Origin of the sequence: Streptomyces sp. NPDC005955 (assembly GCF_042871255.1) — a bacterium.
Classification (GTDB): Bacteria; Actinomycetota; Actinomycetes; order Streptomycetales; family Streptomycetaceae; genus Streptomyces.
The window spans coordinates 134,465-151,833 of record NZ_JBIAIF010000001.1; the positions used below are offsets into that span (position 1 = coordinate 134,465).

17 protein-coding genes and 2 tRNA genes are annotated in these 17,369 nt (G+C 72.1%); 7 read left to right on the forward strand and 12 right to left on the reverse strand.

The genetic code is table 11. The features are described 5' to 3' along the window. Positions 1-399 precede the first annotated feature (399 nt). The 6 genes from def to ACFYOU_RS00555 all read right to left on the reverse strand — a co-directional run bounded on the left by def (position 400) and on the right by ACFYOU_RS00555 (position 5,460). Positions 400-1,050, reverse strand: a complete 651-nt coding sequence (gene def, locus ACFYOU_RS00530) for a peptide deformylase (RefSeq protein ID WP_389765265.1) — start codon at positions 1,048-1,050, stop codon at positions 400-402. 183 nt (positions 1,051-1,233) lie between these two features. Further along, positions 1,234-2,226, reverse strand: coding sequence for a tetratricopeptide repeat protein (locus tag ACFYOU_RS00535; protein WP_385494530.1), 993 nt, complete (start codon positions 2,224-2,226; stop codon positions 1,234-1,236). A gap of 414 nt (positions 2,227-2,640) precedes the next feature. Beyond that, positions 2,641-2,976, reverse strand: coding sequence for a mycothiol system anti-sigma-R factor (gene rsrA / locus ACFYOU_RS00540; RefSeq protein ID WP_385494531.1), 336 nt, complete (start codon positions 2,974-2,976; stop codon positions 2,641-2,643). After that, complete coding sequence (gene sigR, locus ACFYOU_RS00545; RefSeq protein ID WP_385494638.1) at positions 2,973-3,647, reverse strand: RNA polymerase sigma factor SigR; 675 nt, start codon at positions 3,645-3,647, stop codon at positions 2,973-2,975. Before sigR ends, rsrA begins: the two co-directional genes overlap by 4 nt. Before the next feature lie 375 nt (positions 3,648-4,022). Beyond that, positions 4,023-4,676 (reverse strand): alpha/beta family hydrolase, encoded by a 654-nt coding sequence (locus ACFYOU_RS00550; RefSeq protein WP_391302374.1) that lies wholly within the window; start codon positions 4,674-4,676, stop codon positions 4,023-4,025. Positions 4,677-4,737: 61 nt separating this feature from the next. Further along, positions 4,738-5,460, reverse strand: coding sequence for a M50 family metallopeptidase (locus ACFYOU_RS00555; protein WP_389765258.1), 723 nt, complete (start codon positions 5,458-5,460; stop codon positions 4,738-4,740). 49 nt (positions 5,461-5,509) lie between these two features. Here ACFYOU_RS00555 and ACFYOU_RS00560 point away from each other — a divergent pair, with 49 nt between their 5' ends. From ACFYOU_RS00560 to ACFYOU_RS00575, 4 genes are all read left to right on the forward strand, one after another. Further along, positions 5,510-6,325, forward strand: a complete 816-nt coding sequence (locus tag ACFYOU_RS00560; RefSeq protein WP_391302376.1) for an SOS response-associated peptidase family protein — start codon at positions 5,510-5,512, stop codon at positions 6,323-6,325. A gap of 133 nt (positions 6,326-6,458) precedes the next feature. Continuing rightward, entirely contained in the window at positions 6,459-7,811 is a 1,353-nt protein-coding gene (gene aroA, locus ACFYOU_RS00565; RefSeq protein ID WP_389765254.1) for a 3-phosphoshikimate 1-carboxyvinyltransferase, read from the forward strand. A 14-nt stretch (positions 7,812-7,825) separates the two neighbouring features. After that, the gene (gene rsgA / locus ACFYOU_RS00570) at positions 7,826-8,836 is read left to right on the forward strand and encodes a ribosome small subunit-dependent GTPase A (RefSeq protein ID WP_389765252.1); all 1,011 of its coding nucleotides are present in this window, start codon (positions 7,826-7,828) and stop codon (positions 8,834-8,836) included. Positions 8,837-8,995: 159 nt separating this feature from the next. Beyond that, complete coding sequence (locus ACFYOU_RS00575) at positions 8,996-9,319, forward strand: DMT family transporter (protein ID WP_385494536.1); 324 nt, start codon at positions 8,996-8,998, stop codon at positions 9,317-9,319. Here the strand turns inward: ACFYOU_RS00575 and ACFYOU_RS00580 are convergent. After that, a complete protein-coding gene (locus tag ACFYOU_RS00580; protein WP_391302380.1) occupies positions 9,295-9,921 on the reverse strand; it encodes a TetR family transcriptional regulator in 627 nt (208 codons plus the stop codon). The two genes, ACFYOU_RS00575 and ACFYOU_RS00580, sit on opposite strands and share 25 nt — an antisense overlap. Before the next feature lie 199 nt (positions 9,922-10,120). On the opposite strand from ACFYOU_RS00580, the gene hisN reads away from it, so the two are divergent. Both hisN and ACFYOU_RS00590 read left to right on the forward strand, forming a co-directional pair. Further along, a complete protein-coding gene (hisN, locus tag ACFYOU_RS00585; protein WP_389765246.1) occupies positions 10,121-10,921 on the forward strand; it encodes a histidinol-phosphatase in 801 nt (266 codons plus the stop codon). A 251-nt stretch (positions 10,922-11,172) separates the two neighbouring features. After that, positions 11,173-11,574, forward strand: coding sequence for a cyclic nucleotide-binding/CBS domain-containing protein (locus ACFYOU_RS00590; protein WP_387010660.1), 402 nt, complete (start codon positions 11,173-11,175; stop codon positions 11,572-11,574). Positions 11,575-11,682: 108 nt separating this feature from the next. Here ACFYOU_RS00590 and ACFYOU_RS00595 read toward each other — a convergent pair whose 3' ends face one another. Beyond that, on the reverse strand, positions 11,683-13,155 hold the full coding sequence (locus ACFYOU_RS00595; RefSeq protein WP_389765243.1) for a catalase: 1,473 nt from the start codon (positions 13,153-13,155) through the stop codon (positions 11,683-11,685). 127 nt (positions 13,156-13,282) lie between these two features. On the opposite strand from ACFYOU_RS00595, the gene ACFYOU_RS00600 reads away from it, so the two are divergent. Beyond that, positions 13,283-13,699: a Fur family transcriptional regulator gene (locus ACFYOU_RS00600; RefSeq protein ID WP_385494541.1), complete on the forward strand. Its 417-nt coding sequence runs from the start codon at positions 13,283-13,285 to the stop codon at positions 13,697-13,699. 397 nt (positions 13,700-14,096) lie between these two features. Here ACFYOU_RS00600 and ACFYOU_RS00605 read toward each other — a convergent pair. The 4 genes from ACFYOU_RS00605 to ACFYOU_RS00620 all read right to left on the reverse strand — a co-directional run bounded on the left by ACFYOU_RS00605 (position 14,097) and on the right by ACFYOU_RS00620 (position 17,269). Then, a tRNA-Met gene (locus ACFYOU_RS00605) sits at positions 14,097-14,170 on the reverse strand. 56 nt (positions 14,171-14,226) lie between these two features. Then, positions 14,227-15,012, reverse strand: a complete 786-nt coding sequence (locus tag ACFYOU_RS00610; RefSeq protein WP_385755555.1) for an SAM-dependent methyltransferase — start codon at positions 15,010-15,012, stop codon at positions 14,227-14,229. A gap of 154 nt (positions 15,013-15,166) precedes the next feature. Beyond that, positions 15,167-16,972 (reverse strand): sel1 repeat family protein, encoded by a 1,806-nt coding sequence (locus ACFYOU_RS00615; RefSeq protein ID WP_391302384.1) that lies wholly within the window; start codon positions 16,970-16,972, stop codon positions 15,167-15,169. Positions 16,973-17,195: 223 nt separating this feature from the next. Continuing rightward, a tRNA-Met gene (locus ACFYOU_RS00620) sits at positions 17,196-17,269 on the reverse strand. Positions 17,270-17,369 lie beyond the last annotated feature (100 nt).

The window sequence follows — 17,369 nt, forward strand, 5'->3', positions numbered from 1 at the left end:
TTACCCGTCCCGTACCGCGCCGTCGCGCATCCCCGCGCACTTTCCATTCAGCACTACATCTGACCGAGTAGGGAACAGATTTACTCCGCATACTCACCCAAGCTGCCGAGAACATCCCCATCCGTGACCGGATGTGGATCGCATGCGCCGCGCAACGCAACGGGCGCACGCCGGCGCACGAAACGGCGCCCGGTGAGAGCGTGTCTCAGCCGGGCGCCGTTTCGTGCGCTGTCGGTGCGCGGCCAGTGGGACCCCACTGGCCGCAGCGGTCACAGTCGTACCGCCGAACCGTCTGCGCGAGGGGTCCGCGGGCGGCCCCGAGGGGCCCCGCAACAGGGTGCGGTGCGCCCCGGCGTGCCGGGACTCGTCTCCCCCGCTCGGAGAGGCACCGCACGGGGGTCAGCCGTTGGCCACCACGGGATACCGCGGAGTGCCCTCTTCCATCTGGCGCAGAGCGTCCTTGCGATCCCGCTTGGACAGACGGTCGATATAGAGCTGACCGTAGAGGTGGTCCGTCTCGTGCTGTAGGCACCGTGCGAAGTACCCACTACCGCGCACTACTACGGGGTGGCCCTTCTCGTCCTGCCCCGTGACGACGGCATAGTCCGGGCGGGCCAGTTCCGCATAGGCCGTCGGCACCGACAGGCAGCCCTCGTTGGAGGCGTCGAGCACCCGCTGGTCCGCAGGCAGTTCCCGCAGCACCGGGTTGCACACCACACCGACGTGCCGCGTGCCCGAGTCGTCCATGCAGTCGTAGACGAAGACCTTGAGGTCCACACCGATCTGGTTGGCGGCGAGCCCCACGCCCTCGGCGGTGCGCTGGCTGGCGAACATGTCGTCCACCAGCTGCGCCAGTTCCTCGTCGAAGGCGGTGACGTCCTTGCACTCCGTGTGCAACACCGGATTGCCCACCACGGTGATCGGACGGGAGGTACCGCGCTCGCGGTACGCCGCCTCCCGGGCCTCGCAGTCCTCCGTGTCGATGACGAATCCCTCGTCGTCCACGGGGAGCACCCCGCCGTGCTGCTGATCGGTGTCCTGCTGGGCCATGTCCGACGTACGCCTTCCTACACTGTGTCCCGCCCGGAACCGGTCCCTCCGGGAGCCCCGGCGGGGACGCACGGACTCCGGGCGACTGCCGCCACACAGCCTACGGCGCCCGGCACCGCGCCCGGACGGGATATGGACGATCGTCGTCCCCCCGGCGAGCGGGTGACCCATCGGGTCAGCGGGTCAGCACACCTCTTCGAGGTCCCGCCAGTCCCGGGTGCCCGGGCTGTCCGCGACCCAGCCGTCGAGCAGGCCCCGCACCAGCGAGGCGGGAGCGGCGATCCCGCACTCCCGCTCGGGCACCCACTGGTGTCCGTCGGTGCGGTGACCGAGCGGTCCGGGCTGGCCGGGCTCGCTGTGGTCGTGCGGGTCGAGGTGCTCGCCGTCGCCCTCGTCGCTGGGCATCCGGCTCTCGGAACACATCCGGCACAGCAGCCGCACCGACGAGGACCAGTCCTCGGCGGCGTACCCGGCGTCGGCCGCGAGCCGCTCCAGGGCGTCCCGGTCCTCCTCGCCGTCCGCCTCCAGCAGGACCACCCAGGTGGGCACGGGCGAGGGCGCCCACAGTTCGATCTCGTCGAAGACGGGGTACGCGTGTCCGGCGGCGGTGGTCCGCTCCCCGTGCGGCACCCCGTCGTGCAGGACGACCTCGCCCCAGCGGCGCCCCGAGGAGGGCAACGGAATGGACAGCACCTCCATCCGCGCCGGGTCCAGTCGCCGCCCCCACACCACCTCGGCCTCGCCCTCCGGGGAGAGCCGCACGGCGGCGCTGCCGAGCTCCATCCCGACCGGTTCGCCGGCGTAGCCGCCCGTACCGGGCCGGCCGCCGGGCACCTTCAGTCCGTACGCCTGCCAGGCGCGGCGGGCGAGCGGCCAGTCCTGGAGCGCGGTCGCGGCGATGCCGACGTTCCACCAGTCGGGGGCCCCGGTCTCCCGGTCCAGCAGGGCGACGGCCCGCAGTCCGGCGGCCCGCGCCTGCTCCCAGTCGTGCCGGAACTTGTGCAGCAGGGCGAGGTTGAACCAGGACTCCGAGAGCCAGGGTTCGAGGTCCGCGGCCCGGGTCAGCAGGGCTCCCGCGTCGTCGTACCGGCCGTCGCCGATGAGCGTGAACGCCCGGTCGGTGGCCTGCCGCCAGGACGCGGAGGGCCGGTGCCGTCCCTTGCCGAAGATCCTCATTCCCGCCTGCCGTCCTCACGGGGGGCGCGGATTACCGCCCCGCCCCCACAGCGTCTTCCTTCGCATCCAACCACGACCGGTCGGAGCGCCGCTCATTACCCATGGGTTACCCCGTGGTGGGCGACGTATGGCCCCGTTCGTGGCGCGCGTTCCGCCGGTGCGGGTGCGTTGGGGTCGGCCCTGCGGTGCGCTGTCCCGTGCGGGTGCGTCGTGGTTGTTCGCGCAGTTCCCCGCGCCCCTATCGGGCGCGTCTGCCAGGGTGCGCTGTCTTCTGCGGGTTCGCTGGGGTTGCTCGCGCCGTTCCTCGCGCCCCTTTGGGGCTCCCCCGGAAGGTGTCGGTGGTGGGAGTGCCCCGATCAGGGGCGCGGGGAACGGCGCGGGTGACCACAGCGCACCCGCAGGGGACGTCAGCGCTCAGGCGCCTTCGGCGGAAGCGGGGACGTCCGTGCCGGACCGCTCGGGCAACGGCCCGCCCAACGGCTCCGTGACGGTCTCGCCGGAACGGATCAGCTCGATCCGCCCCATGACCTTGGCCCGCAGGTCCGTGGGGACGTCGTCATGCCCGCAGCACCGCTTGACCAGCTTCTTCACGGCCTGTTCGAGCCCGTACTTCTCCAGGCACGGCGAGCACTCCTCGAAGTGCGTCTCGAACTTGGTGCAGTCGCCCTCGGGCATCTCCCGGTCCAGGTACTCGTACAAGTGGTCGAGCACCTCGGTGCAGTCCGTCTCGTGCGGCTCTCCGCAGCTCATGAGCCCGAGCCTTTCGCTTCGTTCGACTCTCCGGCACCGGCCGGGACGAGACCGCGGTCACGCGCGTAGTCCTCCAGCATGCCGCGCAGCTGGCGACGGCCCCGGTGCAACCGGGACATGACCGTCCCGATGGGGGTACCCATGATGTCCGCGATCTCCTTGTACGCAAAGCCCTCGACATCGGCCAGGTAGACCGCGATGCGGAACTCCTCGGGGATCGCCTGGAGCGCCTGCTTCACGTCCGAGTCCGGCAGGTGGTCGAGCGCCTGCGACTCGGCGGAGCGCAGCCCGGTGGACATGTGGGACTCGGCCCGCGCTAGCTGCCAGTCCTCGATCTCCTCGGCGGCACTGCGCTGGGGCTCCCGCTGCTTCTTGCGGTACGAGTTGATGAAGGTGTTGGTGAGGATCCGGTACAGCCACGCCTTGAGGTTCGTGCCCTCGCGGAACTGGTGGAACGACGCGTACGCCTTGGCGTAGGTCTCCTGCACCAGGTCCTCGGCGTCGGCCGGGTTGCGCGTCATGCGCAGGGCGGCCGAGTACATCTGGTCGAGGAACCCCAGCGCGTCCCGCTCGAAGCGGGCGTTGCGCTCGGCCGTGCTCTCCCCGGGCTGCTCGGGCCGTTCCGCCTGGCCGTTTTCGGTCCCCGCGTCGGTCCCAGTGACCGGACCCACCTCCTCAAGCGCCGTGCCGGAGCCGAGGCCGGCTCCGTTCGCTTCGGAGAATAGTCGACCGGGGCCCTCGGGGGCGGTCCGGCCGTACGGAGCCAGGGGCACCTGCGGGGTCAGGGGCAGCTCGGAGGTCGCCGGTACCCGGGCGGGCGCCGCCTTCGGCGACGGCAACACCGACCACTGGAGTCCGGCGGTACCGCTGCGGCTCGGGTGCGTGATCGACCCCATGCGACGCTCTCCCTCTTCCCTGACTTCCCGACTGCTCCGACCGTGGCCGTCCGGCGGCCCGGTCCCGTGCACGTCCACGGGCGCTCGGGTTCCCACTGTTCGCGTCAACAGCACCCGGGCGCCCGGCATTCCCCGCCGGACGCGACGGCCTCAGCGCTGTCGGGTGATCCACTCGACGACCGCGTCGGTCAGGACGCGCAGCGCCTCGTCCTCGGTCACCGGGGCCCGTTTGGCCACGTGGAAGGAGTGGTCGCCGTGGTCCACCTCGACCAGTTCGTACGGGCCGTCGGGGAACTCGTCCGGCTGGCCGAAGGGGTCGTTGCCGCCCTGGACGACCAGGGTCGGGACCCCGGTGCCGAGCAGTTCGTCGGCCCGGGACCGCTCCGGTCGGCCCGGCGGGTGCAGGGGGAAGCTCAGCGCCAGCACCGCGCTCGCCGCCAGTTCGCGCGCCGTGCGGCAGGCCACCCGCGCCCCGGCGCTGCGCCCGCCCGCGACGACCGGCAGCCCGGGGGCGGTGAGCGCGGGCCACAGGTCGCGCCAGGCGGTGTCCAGGGTCTTCGGGGCGGGGGCCACCTTCTTCCCGGCGACCCGCCAGGGCTGCTCCACCAGGGCGACGGTCGTGCCGTGCCGGGGCAGCTCCCGGGCCAGGGCCAGCAGGTCACGGGTGCCGGTGCCCGCGCCGGCGCCGTGCCCCAGGGCCAGCACCCGCACCGGGCGCTCGGCGGGGTGCCAGCCGATGCGGGCCTCCCCCTGGCTGGTGGGGACGGTCTCGCCGGTCGGGGCGGGAGGGTGGTCGGTGCTCACGGGGACATCCTGGCGGCTGGGGCGGCGCGGGGCGGGGAGGCAGGCCGCGGTGGCGGTGCCGTCACCGCGGGAGCAGCCAGCGGGTGCCCCCTATCAGGGAGCAGAGGGAGACCGCGTGGAAGAAGAACAACCACAGGGCGGCGGGCACGTTGGTGAGCCGGGACAGCTGGTCGGCGTCCGAGTCGCCGGCCCCGCCCCGGCGGCGCTTGGCCTGGAGTTCGAAGGCGGGGCGGACGCCGCCCAGCAGCAGGAACCAGACGACCGTGTAGGCGAAGGCGGCCTGCACCTGGGGGCCGGCCAACCAGGAGACCAGCAGGAACGCACCGCCCGACAGGACGACGGTGAGCGCCCCGTACGCGTTGCGGATCATGACGAGCAGCGCCAGCAGGAGGGCGGTGGCCAGCCACAGCAGCAGGGTGATGTGTCCGGCGCCCAGCAGTGCGGCGCCGCCGAGGCCGAGCAGCGGGGGCGCGGTGTACCCGGCGGCGGCGGTGAGGATCATGCCGATGCCGGTGGGTTTGCCGCGGCTGACGGTCAGCCCGGAGGTGTCCGAGTGCAGTCGGATGCCGTCGAGCCGGCGGCCGGCGAGCAGGGCCACCAGCCCGTGGCCGCCCTCGTGCGCGATGGTGACGGCGTTGCGGGAGAGCCGCCACGCCGGGGCCGGGACGACCGCCAGCAGCGCGGCGAGCGCCGTGGCGACGACGACCCAGGTGTCCGGGTCCGGTTGGGTGCCGGTGACGCGGTCCCACAGGTCCGTGGCGCTGGCGATGGCGAGAGTGTTCATTTTCCGGGCGGCTCCCTCAACCGGGCGGGGGTCTGGCAGTGTGGCACGTATGTGCGGACGGTATGCGTCGAGTCGTAGGCCCGAGGACCTCGCGGGGATCTTCGCGATCGAGAAGTGGGAACCCGAGGAGACCTTGGAGCCGGACTGGAACGTGGCGCCCACCAAGGAGGTCCACGCCGTGTTGGACCGTCCCTTGAAGGACGCCGCGGACCCGCGTCCGGTTCGCCAGTTGCGCAAGCTGAAGTGGGGACTCGTCCCGTCCTGGGCGAAGACGCCCGAGGGCGCCGCCCGCATGATCAACGCACGTTCCGAGACGGTGCACGAGAAGCCGTCGTTCCGGCGGGCGTTCACGACGCGCCGCTGCATCCTGCCCGCGGACGGGTACTACGAGTGGGTGACGGGCGCCGGTGAGCGGGACCTGGAGGTCGAGGGACGCAAGAAGCGGCCCCGCAAGCAGCCGTACTTCGTGACCCCGGCCGACGGATCGGTCTTCGCGATGGCCGGACTGTACGAGTTCTGGCGGGACCGCACCCTGCCCGACGACCATCCGCGCGCCTGGTGGGCGACGTGCACGGTGCTCACCACGGAGGCGGAGACGACACCGCTCGCCGGGGCGCCGACCGAGGGGCCGACCACCCTCGCCCAGATCCATCCCCGGATGCCGCTGATGCTCACCCCGGACCGCTGGGACGCCTGGCTGGACCCGTCCCGCACCGACCCGGCGGAGCTGGGCGCCCTGCTCGCCCCGCCGCCCGGCGGCCTGGTGCGCGCGTACCCGGTGGCCACGGCGGTCAGCAACGTGCGCAACAACGGTCCCGAGCTGCTGACGGAACTCGACGGACCCGAGGAAGCGACCCTCTTCTAGGGGGCGGCCCCGCTCTTGCGGGCGGGCTGGCGGGCCGGGTGCGCCAGGTGCCCGTACCCCACCTCTGTTACCAGGACGTTTCAGCTCATTTGCCCGAGAATCGTGCTGACGTCCAGCCACTAAGGTAAAGAGCATGACCGAGACTGCCGCGCATCCCGCCCTCTGGCCCGCCCCGCACGCGAGCGGAGCCGTCACCGCGACGGTCCAGGTGCCCGGTTCGAAATCCGTCACCAACCGTGCCCTGGTGCTCTCCGCCATCGCGTCCGAGCCGGGCTGGCTGCGCCGGCCGCTGCGCTCCCGGGACACCCTGTTGATGGCGTCGGCACTGCGTTCGATGGGCGTCGGCATCGAGGAGACGGTCTCGTCCGGTTCGTCGCAGCCCGCGGCCTCCGGTTCCGTCGCGGGTGGCGGGGGCGAGGCGTGGCGGGTCATCCCGGCGGGCCTGCACGGCCCGGCCACCGTGGACGTCGGCAACGCGGGCACCGTGATGCGCTTCGTCCCGCCGGTCGCGACCCTCGCGGACGGTCCGATCCGCTTCGACGGGGACCCCCGCTGCTACGAGCGCCCGCTGCACGGCGTGATCAACGGGCTGCGCGCGCTGGGGGCCCGGATCGACGACGAGGGACGCGGGGCGCTGCCGCTCACCGTCCACGGCAGCGGCGCCCTGGAGGGCGGCCGGGTCGAGATCGACGCGTCCTCGTCCTCGCAGTTCGTGAGCGCGCTGCTGCTGTCGGGACCGCGGTTCAACCAGGGCGTCGAGGTCCGGCACGTGGGCGGGCCGCTGCCGTCGATGCCGCACATCCGCATGACGGTGGACATGCTGCGCCGGGCGGGGGCCCAGGTCGACGCCCCCGAGTCGGGCGGCGAGCCCAACGTCTGGCGGGTCACCCCGGGCGCGCTGCGCGGGGTGGACCTGACCGTGGAGCCGGACCTGTCGAACGCGCAGCCGTTCCTCGCCGCCGCGCTGGTCACGGGCGGCCGGGTCGTCGTCCCCGACTGGCCGGAGCACACCACGCAGCCCGGTGACCGACTGCGGGAGATCTTCACCGAGATGGGTGGTTCCTGCGAGCTGACGCCCGAGGGCCTGGTGTTCACCGGTTCCGGGAAGATCCACGGCATCGACGTGGACCTCAGCGAGGTCGGCGAGCTGACCCCGGGCGTCGCGGCGGTCGCGGCGCTGGCGGACTCCCCGTCGACGCTGCGCGGAGTGGCGCACCTGCGGCTGCACGAGACGGACCGGCTGGCCGCGCTCACCGAGGAGATCAACGGGCTGGGCGGCGACGTGACGGAGACCGCCGACGGTCTGGTGATCCGCCCCCGGCCGCTGCGCGGCGGCACCTTCCACACGTACGACGACCACCGGATGGCCACGGCCGGGGCGATCATCGGTCTGGCGGTGCCCGAGGTGCTGATCGAGAACGTCGCCACGACAGCCAAGACCCTGCCCGACTTCCCCGATCTGTGGACCGGGATGCTCGGGAACTGACGGACGGTTCGATCATGCGCCGCTACGGCAAGCACACCGACGAGGACGACATCCGGTTCCGCCCGAACCGCAAGGGCAACCGTCCCCGCAGCACCATCCGGCCCAAGCACGAGGACGCTGCGGACGGCATGGTCCTCACCGTCGACCGGGGACGGCTGACCTGCCTGGTCGACGGCCGGGTCGTGGTGGCGATGAAGGCCCGCGAACTGGGCCGCAAGGCGGCGGTGGTCGGCGACCGGGTGTCCCTGGTCGGTGACCTGTCCGGCCAGAAGGACACCCTCGCGCGGATCGTGCGGATCGCGGAACGCACCTCGGTGCTGCGGCGCACGGCGGACGACGACGACCCGTACGAGCGGGTCGTCGTCGCCAACGCCGACCAACTCGCGATCGTCACCGCCCTCGCCGACCCGGAGCCCCGGCCCCGGCTGATCGACCGCTGTCTGGTGGCCGCGTACGACGGCGGGCTCGACCCGCTGCTGATCCTCACCAAGTCCGACCTCGCCCCGCCGGACAAGCTGTTGGAGACCTACGAAACCCTCGGGGTCCCGTACGTGGTGACCTCGCGGGACGAGTTGGCGGACGGCGGCGCCGCGGAGTTGGTGCGGGGGCTGCTGGACGACAAGGTCACCGCGTTCGTGGGCCACTCGGGGGTCGGCAAGACCACCCTCGTCAACGCCCTGGTGCCCGAGGAGCGGCGACGCGTGACGGGACACGTCAACGCGGTCACCGGCCGCGGTCGCCACACCACCACCTCCGCCCTGGCGCTGCCGCTGTCCGGGGCCGCGGGCTGGGTGATCGACACCCCGGGCGTGCGCTCGTTCGGGCTGAACCACGTGGACCCGTCCCGGGTGATCCTCGCGTTCCCCGATCTGGAGCCGGGCACGGTCAACTGTCCGCGCGCGTGCAGCCACGACGAGCCGGACTGCGCCCTGGACGCCTGGGTCGCCGAGGGGCACGCGGACCCGGCGCGGCTGTACTCCCTGCGGCGGCTGTTGGAGGTCCGGGAGCGGCACGACGGCGACTGACCGACACGTTCGGGCGTGCGGCGCGGCCGTGTGGCGTCCGTCCCGGTGGGGGCGTCGCGTGTTTGCGGGACCCCCGGGCAGGTGAAGGCATAATCGCACCGAGCCTGACCCAAGCCGGACGAAGCGGCCACGGAACGTGGGGACCCCGGGAGGCATCACATGGCGTGGCTGCTGGTCATCGTCGCCGGACTGCTCGAAACCGGCTTCGCGGTCTGTCTGAAGTTGTCCCACGGGTTCACCCGGCTGTGGCCCACGATCGCGTTCGCCGCCTTCGCCCTCGGCAGCTTCGGGCTGCTGACGCTGGCCCTGAAGCGGTTGGACGTGGGCCCGGCCTACGCGGTGTGGACGGGGATCGGGGCGGCGGGGACGGCGATCTACGGGATGGTCTTCCTCGGGGACGTGGTCTCCACCCTGAAGATCGTGTCGATCTCCCTGGTGGTCGCCGGGGTGATCGGGCTTCAGATGTCGGGCTCCGCGCACTGAGCCCGGTCGCCGAGCGCCTCGCGCACCAGTTCCGCGGCCGTCCGTGCGGTGGGCGGCGCGTACACGCAGGACAGGGCGAGGCGCAGGGCGACCTCGGTCGCCCGGGCCAGTCGGGCCCGTTGGACGGTGCCCGCCGCGGGCGGCGCCAGTGCGGTGACGGCACGGTCGCGGACGAGGGCGAGCAGGGCGTCGGGGGACGGCACCGGCCCGTTGCCCGGGCGCGGTGCGGGCGGGGCTGCCGGGTCGGCGGGTGCGGCGGCGAGTGCCCGGGCGGGGAGTCGCGGGCCCCACTGTCCGGTCAGCGCCGAGCGCACCAGCGGGTTGCCGCGGGCGGTGGTGACCAGCCACTCGGCCAGGTCCGGGAGGCGGGCGAGCGGGTCGCCGGGGCCGGCGAGCACCCGGTCGACGCCCGCGAGGTAGCCGTCGACCTCCCGGTGGACGAGGGCACGGGCCAGCCCGTCCTTGCTGCCGAACTCGTTGTAGAGGGTCTGTCGCGACACCCGGGCGGTGGCCGCCACGTCGGCCATGCGCACGCCGGACCAGGAGGCCCGGGCGAGGGCGTCGCGGGCCGCGTCCAGCAGGAGGGCGCGCGCCGCGGTCATGCTCGGCTCCTCACGGACGACGTCGGGGTCGGTCCTCACCCGGAGTGCGGGGACGCACCGGGATCGCGGACCCGCTGTCAGCGTTGACGGCCCCCGGAACACTGTCAAGGCCGGCGACCGATCGTTCCCCGCTCCGCTCCCGTCCCGGTCGCCGGACGGGTGGTGGCCCCCGGACCGGCCCGCTGGATACTGTTCGGCCATGCCCGACTACCACGATGACCTGCGGTTGGCCCATGTGCTCGCCGACGCCGCCGACGCCGCCACCATGGAGCGGTTCAAGGCCCTCGACCTGAAGGTCGAGACGAAGCCGGACATGACCCCGGTGAGCGAGGCGGACAAGGCGGCCGAGGAGCTGATCCGCGGTCAGTTGCAGCGGGCCCGCCCGCGGGACGCGGTGATCGGCGAGGAGTACGGCATCGAGGGCACGGGCCCGCGGCGCTGGGTCATCGACCCGATCGACGGCACCAAGAACTACGTGCGCGGGGTCCCGGTGTGGGCGACGCTGATCGCGCTGACGGAGGCGGCCGAGGGCGGCTACCAGCCGGTGGTGGGCCTGGTGTCGGCCCCGGCGCTGGGCCGCCGTTGGTGGGCGGCGAAGGGGCACGGGGCGTTCAGCGGACGCAGTCTGACCTCGGCGTCCCGGCTGCGGGTCTCCCAGGTCTCCCGGCTCGCCGACGCCTCGTTCGCCTACTCGTCGTTGAGCGGCTGGGAGGAGCAGGGGCGGCTCGACGGCTTCCTCGACCTCAGCCGAGCGGTGTGGCGCACCCGGGCGTACGGGGACTTCTGGCCGTACATGATGGTCGCCGAGGGTTCGGTGGACCTGTGCGCGGAGCCCGAGTTGTCGCTGTGGGACATGGCCGCGAACGCGGTGATCGTGACCGAGGCGGGCGGGACGTTCACGGGGCTGGACGGCCGTCCGGGTCCGCACAGCGGGAACGGCGCGGCGTCCAACGGGCTCCTCCACGACGAGCTGTTGGGCTATCTGAACCAGAAGTACTGACGGCGGCGGGTCCGTGGGCGCCCCGGGGGGCGACGCCACCGAACCGAGCGCTCCGGTTTCCGCAGGGTTTCACGCTACGTGACCACACCCGCGGGACCGTCACCCGGAGTAGAGGATTTCCGGCCGTTCTTCACCCTCTCCACCCCCTTGTTGGCGGGTACGGCGGCTGCCACTCTGAAGGTCACTCCACTTGTGAACTTGTGAATCCGTTCGCAAGGGGGCTCCGAAGAAGCAGGAGGTGGCTTTCGACCATGCTCGTCCGCGACGCCATGAGCACGGTGGTCCTCACCATCGGCCCCGCACACACCCTGCGCCGGGCCGCTTCCCTGATGTCGGCCCGCCGCGTCGGCGCGGCCGTCGTCCTCGACCCCGACACCAGCGGGCTCGGCATCCTGACCGAGCGCGACATCCTCGTCTCCATCGGCCTGGGGCAGGACCCCGACCGGGAGACGGCCGCAGCCCACACCACGACCGACGTGGTCTTCGCCGCCGAGGCGTGGACCCTCCAGGACGCCGCGGACGCGATGACCCGCGGCGGCTTCCGCCACCTGATCGTGCTCGGCGACAGCGAACCGGTCGGGGTGGTCTCGGTCCGCGACGTCCTGCGCTGCTGGGTGCCGGCGCGGCGCCGGGCGGCCAGCGCGATCGGCTGACCCCGGGCGCACGACGTGCGACGGCCGGGCGGATGACCTCCGCCCGGCCGTCGTCCCACACACCGGGGGCGTGGCGCGGGTCGACCCCGCACCGCACCCCCGTCGCCCTCAGCCGCGCAGGGCCTGGACCGCGGCTTCCAGACGCTTCCCGAAGTCCCCGTCGGCCTGTCGGAAGTTGTTCACCGCACGCTCGACGATGTCGTCGCGCGACACCTGGGCGATGGCTCCCGAGAGGTTCTCGATCAGACGGGACTTCTCGTCCTCCGACATCAGCCGGTACAGGTCACCGGCCTGGACGAAGTCGTTGTCCTCGGCGTGGCCGGGGGCCACGTGGTTGGCGGTCGATCCGGTGACCGTGGTGGCCGCCCACAGCGGTCGGTCGGTCTGGAACGGCCCGCCGAAGCTGTTGGGCTCGTAGTTCTTCGCACCCTTGTGGCGCCCGTCGTACAGGAAGCCGTCCCGGCTGTTGGTGCGCGCCTCGGTGGCGTGCGGACGGTTCACCGGGAGGTGGTCGGCGTTGATGCCGACCCGGTAGCGGTGGGCGTCCCCGTACGCGAACAGCCGGCCCTGGAGCATCTTGTCCGGGGACGGGCCGATGCCCGGCACGAAGTGCGCGGGGCTGAAGATCGACTGCTCGACCTCGGCGAAGACGTTCTCCGGGTTACGGTTCAGCTCCAGCTTGCCGATCTCGATCGGCGGGTAGTCCTCGTGCGGCCACACCTTGGTGAGGTCGAACGGGTTGAAGCGGTAGTTCGCCGCCTCGGCCGCGGGCATCACCTGCACCTGGACCGTCCAGGACGGGAAGTCCCCGCGCTCGATCGACTCGCGCAGGTCCCGCTGGTGACTGTCCGGGTCCTCGCCCGCGAGGCGGTTGGCCTCCGCCTGGGTGAGGTTCTTGATGCCCTGGTCGGTCTTGAAGTGGTACTTGACCCAGAAGACCTCGCCGGCCTCGTTGGTCCACTGGTAGGTGTGCGAGCCGTAGCCGTTCACGTGGCGGTACGAGGCGGGGATGCCCCGGTCGCCGAAGAGCCAGGTCACCTGGTGGGTGGACTCGGGGCTCAGCCCCCAGAAGTCCCAGACGTTGTCCGCCTCCTGCGAGCCCGTGTACGGGTCGCGCTTCTGGGTGTGGATGAAGTCGGGGAACTTGATGGCGTCCTTGATGAAGAACACCGGGGTGTTGTTGCCGACGAGGTCGTAGTTGCCCTCCTCGGTGTAGAACTTCAGCGCGAAGCCGCGCGGGTCGCGCACCGCGTCGGCCGCACCCAGGTTGCCGGCCACGGTCGAGAACCGGAGGAAGGTCTCGGTCTGTTTGCCCACCTCGGAGAGGAACTTCGCCCGGGTCCACTCGGTGACGTCCCGGGTCAGCGTGAAGGTGCCGTACGCACCCGCGCCGCGTGCGTGGACGACCCGCTCCGGAATGCGCTCACGGTTGAAGTGCGCCAGCTTCTCCAGCAAGGACTGGTCCTGGACCAGTACGGGACCACCGACGCCCGCCGTCTCGCTGTTCTGGTTGTCGGCGACCGGAGCGCCGGCCTCCGTGGTGAGCGGTCCCTGCGACGTCACGTGCGCCTCCTGCGTCATCCTGAGCCAGTTTGACCTCTTGGCCAATGCCGTAGCCGATCCTACAATGGACAATGTCTAAGTCAAGCAACTCTCCAAAGTCACACCCATTCGGGATCAAGGTCCCCCTGCTGTTAGGCTGATGCGCATGAGTGACCTGTTGGAGCGGCTGCGTGGACGTGGCTGGCGGATGACCGCACAGCGCCGTGTCGTGGCCGAGGTCCTCGACGGTGAGCACGTCCATCTGACCGCCGACGAGGTGCACGCGCGCGCTGTGGTCCGGCTTCCGGAGATCTCCCGGGCGACCGTGTACAACACGCTCGGCGAGTTGGTCTCGCTGGGCGAGGTGCTCGAAGTGGCCACCGACAAGCGGGCCAAGCGGTACGACCCGAACGCTCATCGGCCCCATCACCACCTGGTGTGTTCGGGCTGCGGTGCGATTCGCGACGTGCATCCGCTGGGCAATCCCCTGGGTGACCTCCCCGATTCGGAGCGGTTCGGGTTCACCGTGTCCGCGGTGGAGATGACGTTCAAGGGCCTCTGCCCCCGTTGCACGAGTAACTAGCCGGACGGCGCACTTTCCGCTGGGTGCGTTGCTGTCGGGCTGCACTGTTCCCTGCGGGTACGTCGCGGTTACTCGCGCAGTTCCCCGCGCCCCCAGGGGGCTGCCACCTGCGGTGCAGTGTTTCCTGCGGGTGCGTCGTGGTTGCTCGCGCCGTTCCTCGCGCCCCTAGAGGGCTCCCCCTGGGGGCTCCGTGCGGGTCTGAGGGGCTCCCGGGGGCCCTGTGCCCCGGATAGGGGCGCGGGGAACTGCGCAACAGCGGGACGCACCCGAGCGGAACAGCGCAGCCCGACCAGGACGCACCCAAGGGGCGCGGGGAACTGCGCGAGTAGCTACGACGTACCTGCACGGGAGCATGACTAAGGCCCAGAGGCGAAGCCTCTGGGCCCTTGTCTGCAAGTAGCGGGGACAGGATTTGAACCTGCGACCTCTGGGTTATGAGCCCAGCGAGCTACCGAGCTGCTCCACCCCGCGTCGGTAAACTGAACTGTACGTGACGCACGGGTAGGGAGCAAATCGCGGACCGCCGCTCACCGCTTGCGGGCGACCCCCCCGGCCATCAGTCGCTGCGCGACGTTCAGCGGCTCCTCGACCGGCTCGGTCGGACGCCACAACGGCAGGGACACCACCCCGGGCTCCAACAGCTCGTACCCGTCGAAGTACGCGGTGATCTCCTCGGTGGTGCGGAAGCGCCCCGTACCGAGGAGGTGCAGCATCGTCTGCTCGACGGCCCGGGCCTCGGGTCCGGTGTCGCAGAACGCCGTGATCACCAGGTGGCTGCCCGGGGGCACGTGGGACATGTACTCGTCGACGATGCCCTTGGGGTCCTCGTCGTCGTGCAGGTGGTGGAGGATGCCGACGAGCAGCACGCCGACCGGCTCGTCGAAGTTGATCAGCCGCTTGACGGCGGGTTCCTGGAGCACGGTCTGCGGGTCGCGCAGGTCCGCGTTGGAGACGCCGGTGTTCGCGTTCTCCTCCAGCAGGGCGCGACCGTGGGCGAGGACGATCGGGTCGTTGTCGACGTAGACGACACGGGCGTCGGGGTTGACGCGCTGGGCCACGTGGTGGGTGTTCTCCAACGTGGGCAGACCGGCACCGAGGTCGATGAACTGCTTGATCCCCACCTCGGACGCCAGGTGGCTGACCGCACGGCCGAGCACGGCCCGGTTGAACCACCCCACGTCCCCGATGTGCGGCACCGTCTGCTTGACCCCTTCGGCAACCACGCGGTCGACCTCGTAGTTGTCCTTGCCACCGAGGACCGCGTCGTACACCCGCGCGATACTGGGCTTGCTCGTGTCGATTTCCTCCGCCACCGCGACTCTCCGTCCCTGTGCCACCCGTACGGGCGATATCCAGCCGCCAGGTTAACCCCCGTGAGGCGCGCCACAGTTATCGCGGGCACCCCTTTTTTCAGGAATGACGGATCGTCAATCTCGGACTCGGTCCGCGGGTCGGCACCGCACGGGGTCAGGCGGAGAGTTCCTCACCCAGCGCGTCCCTCAACCGGGCAGCGCGCGCGGCGACTTCCTCGGGTCCGAGGGACACCGCGAGGTCGGCCCACCGTTGGCCTTCGGCCAACTCCCCGCGCCGTGCGTGCAGCAGGGCGAGCCGCAGGGCGGCCCGTCCGTGCCCGGCGCGGGCGGCGCGCTTCCACCACAGCGCGGCCTCGGGCTCGCTGCCCTCCCGGGCGAGCAGCAGCCCCAGGTTGAAGGCGCCGTTGCGGCTGCCGGCCTCCGCGGCGAGGCGGTACCAGCGGGCCGCCTCGACGACGTCGCCGCGTGCGGAGGCGAACATCCCGACCCGCACCTGGGCCCGTCGGTGCCCCTGTTCGGCGGCCCGCTCGTACCACTCCTCGCACTCGGTGCGCTCCAGCACCGGCTCCCCCAACTCGTGTGCGGGGGCCGGCGGGCGGCGGGCGTCCAGCACCGCGGCGAGCCGGTACGCGGCCTCCGCGCTGCCGCCGCCCGCGGCCCGTCGCAGGTGCCGTTCCGCCTCCTGCTCCTCGCCGTCGCGGAGCCTGGCGATGCCCACGTGCAGGGCGGCCTCGGTGTGTCCGGCGGCGGCGGCCCGCCCGTACCAGCGCACCGCACCGGCCTCGTCGCCGCGCCCCTGGCAGAGGATGCCCAGGTTGAAGGCGGCGTCGACGCTGCCCGCCTCGGCCGCCTTGGAGAACCAGGGTTCGGCGCCCGCCGCGTCACCGACCTGGAGCAGCAGGACGGCGAGCGCGTTGGCCGCCTCGCGGTGCCCGGCGTAGGCGGCCTGGCGGTACCACTGCTCGGCCTGCGCGGTGCGGTCCTGCTGGGCGTACAGCAACGCGAGGTTGTAGGCGCCGTTGACGTCGCCCGCGTCCATCGCGGCGCGGTACCAGCGCTCGGCGCTCTGCGGTTCGCCGCGCTGGGCGTGCAGCGCGCCGAGGGCGTTCGCGGCGTTGCCGTCGCCGTCCTGGGCGGCCCGCAGCCACCACACGGCGGCGTTCTCCACGTCCCCGGCGTCGCGCAGCAGGTATCCGAGGGCGCAGGCGGCGCGGGCCTCGCCGTCCTTGGCGGAGGTGAGGTACCAGCGGCCGGCCTCCTTGAGGTCGCCGCGGCCCTCCAGGATGGCGCCCAGATGCAGGGCGGCCTGCCGGTGCCCGCGTGCGGCGGCCTGGCGGTACCACTGCTCGGCCTCGCCGGCCGCCCGCGGTCGGGACGGCCGGTCGGTCGGGGCGGGGGCCTGGGCGTCGGTGCGCTCGTCGAGGTGGCGGGCGAGCCGGTAGGCGGCTTCCCGGTGGCCGCGTTCGGCGGCGGCCCGCATCCACTCCTCGGCTCCGGCGTCGGCGCGGTGCTCCAACAGGTCGGCGAGCGCGTACGCGCCGAGTGCGTGGCCCTGCTCGGCGGACTGGCGCAGCCAGTACTCGGCGGCGGGTTCGTCACCGCGTTCGCGTTGGTGGCGTCCGAGGGCGTGGGCGGCGGCGGCGGAACCGGCGACGGCGGCGATCCGCCACCAGCCGGCGGCCTCGTCGGAGTAGCCGCGCTGGTGGAGCAGGACGCCCAGGTTGTTGGCGGCGGCCCGGTCGCCGGCGGCGGTGGCGGCCCGGAGCCGGGGTTCGGCCCCGTCGAGGTCGCCACGGCGCAGGAGGAGCGCCCCGAGGACGCTCAGGGCTTCCGTGTCACCGGCGTCGGCGGCGGCGCGGTGGCGTTCCTCCTCGGCCGCCGCGCCGGTCTCGTCCCGGTCGACGGGCTGCGCAAATCGCCCTGTCTCCCACAGAGTTGCCTTGTCCCCCATAACATCCATCGTCGCACCACCCGCAACCTGGGCATTTCTGACACACCGCAGTCAGCGAGGTCACTACAGCGTTTTGTCGACATGCCCACACGGAGACAAGTCAAACACGTTGACCGCAACTCTCCCTGACGCTCGTGCCCTTGAGCGCGGCGTGCACACCGCCCGCGCCCGCGTCCACACACACATGACGAAGGCCCGGAAGCTAGCTTGGCTTCCGGGCCTTCGCCTTCAGTAGCGGGGACAGGATTTGAACCTGCGACCTCTGGGTTATGAGCCCAGCGAGCTACCGAGCTGCTCCACCCCGCGTCGTGTTGTTTAGACCTTAGCACGGTGCGGGCGGGTGATCTTCCCGCCGGTGGAGCGCCCGTCCCCGTGACGCTCGGGTGCTCGTCGGAGCGTGCGGGCC